Origin of the sequence: Frankia sp. Allo2 (assembly GCF_000733325.1) — a bacterium.
Taxonomy (GTDB): Bacteria; Actinomycetota; Actinomycetes; order Frankiales; family Frankiaceae; genus Frankia; species Frankia casuarinae.
In genome coordinates this window covers 1-1,826 of record NZ_JPHT01000104.1, presented here as the reverse complement: position 1 = coordinate 1,826, position 1,826 = coordinate 1, and the positions used below count along the sequence as shown (strand labels likewise).

At 65.3% G+C, this 1,826-nt stretch carries 1 protein-coding gene; it reads left to right on the top strand.

Annotation, left to right across the window (positions count from 1 at the left end; translation table 11 throughout):
* Positions 1–956 precede the first annotated feature (956 nt).
* Positions 957–1,403 (top strand): hypothetical protein, encoded by a 447-nt coding sequence (locus ALLO2_RS22975; RefSeq protein ID WP_011436937.1) that lies wholly within the window; start codon positions 957–959, stop codon positions 1,401–1,403.
* Positions 1,404–1,826 lie beyond the last annotated feature (423 nt).

Below are 1,826 nucleotides of genomic sequence, written 5' to 3'. Positions count from 1 at the left end.
CGAGCCCTAACCCCACCCACAAGCCGAAAACCACCCGACCGGCAACACCGGCCGGGCCTTCGGCCCGCCCACCCACGCCATCACCGAACTCTTACGAACAATGAAGTGCCTGGGCGTCACTCGCATCTGGAACCGGGCTAGCCAATGGGTAGAATGTGGGCGCGTAACGAGCGACGGCCCAGAATGCGAGGACGGTTGCGGCGGCGGCCAGGAACAATCGCCCTTGCCAACTGCGGAGCACACCTTGAACGGTATATACCCTGGACGGCCCGAAGTCTTTCAAGGTGCGATCAGACGCAATTTCAGCTGGCGACAGCAGAGGCTCGCTTTGTTCGGCACCGGTTTGCGGTTGGCTATCGGCCGCTTCCCCAACTTTTTCCCCGGTGATGTCTTGCCCCCGCGAAAGAGACTCCTTCTTNACCTGCACCAGGGAGCCTGAAGGTAGATGCAGGGCTTCCTCGTAGAGCTGAAGCGTCTTATCGGTCGCCATCGTATTACCGAGTTCATTCGGCGACAGCGTGCTGTGGTGCCTCCCTATTTTGTCCCCCATATAGCGCAATGAAAAACCGCGCCCCTCGCGGGCCTGTCGCATCGCGGCGCCGACGCGCTGAGCCGGTGTGAGGACGGGCGACCGCCCCGGCTCATTGGCGGCAGGCACGGCCAGGCCGCCCGTGCGCGGAGCCGCGAACGGGACTGCCTCCTCCTCATCGCTTGGTGGCAACCGACGACCCTCCCCCATGTCAGCACCTCAGTATCCCGGAGAGACGCGGCCTGCTGCTTGACGGGAGTGAGGTGGTTGGTTGGCCGGGTGGTTGGCAGGCGAGCCAACCAGCTCTGAAACGGTTGGTGGTTGGTTGACGCCCACAACCAGGGGGTTTGTGTTGCAGCCTCGATCGCATCAGGCCGTCGGCCACCCTGGCTGGCGGCACCAAGATCGCTGAGACTGGAGCGCGCCAATGGCTGACGCCTCGCGGGTGGGCGCTGTCCCGGACCCCCTGGACCAGCTGACGAAGGAGCTGGCCCCCGTCCGGTCGGCCGCCTCGCCCCTGGACCTGGAGCCGCTACTGCGGGACCTTCCCGCCTTGACCGGCCTCGGCATCGTCCGCGGGCGGGTGCATGCCGCCACCAGCCTTGGGTTGGCGACGGCGGTGCTGGCGGTGGTGCGGGAGGCGGCGGCCAGCCTGGATGAGGCGGTGCCTGAGCACAACCAGGTGCATCTGCTGTTCCGGGTGCATCCGAAGACGGCGCGGCTCACGCCGGCGGGCGCGCGGCAGGCCGCCCAAGAAGTCAGCGGCGTGGAGATGCGTCAGTTTCGATTTCGCCAGGAGGGGCGGTTGAGGCGGCTCGTCGCGCAACAGCTGCTGGAAATGCAGTACGGAGCCGACCACCGCCCTTACGAATAAAGCGGCCGGAGCACGTGGTGACAGCGGCCGAATGGGTGCGCCTCCAGCTCCAGCGCGCCCCCACCTTGAGCGCCGACAAGTGGGCCAAGATCGCCGGGGTTATCCGGGCGGTTCCGTCCGGGACGTAGGCCGGGTGCGGGGCGTCAATAGGCGAACCACCTAAAACTCTGCCAGGTTCGCGGTCGTGGTTTAGCTCTGTGGAGCCTAAAATCGGCCCCGAGAAAGCTCATAACAAGATTATGATCTTTGACAGTGTGCTCACGCGGGCGCATTTCGGCGACCTCACCGGCCTGAACTTTGCGCCCCTGCTTCGGTTGTCCTTTGAGATTGAGCCTTTCCCTGCAACGTTTGGTGACGCTCCGTGAGCGTCGCTGGGTGTGAGCGTCCCTGGGGGTGGAGACGATGAAGGCGCGGGGCTCCGGT

Bases quoted from the DNA above. Each gene is read 5' to 3' on its own strand.
- ALLO2_RS22975 (WP_011436937.1), top strand. From the start codon at position 957: ATGGCTGACGCCTCGCGGGTGGGCGCTGTCCCGGACCCCCTGGACCAG.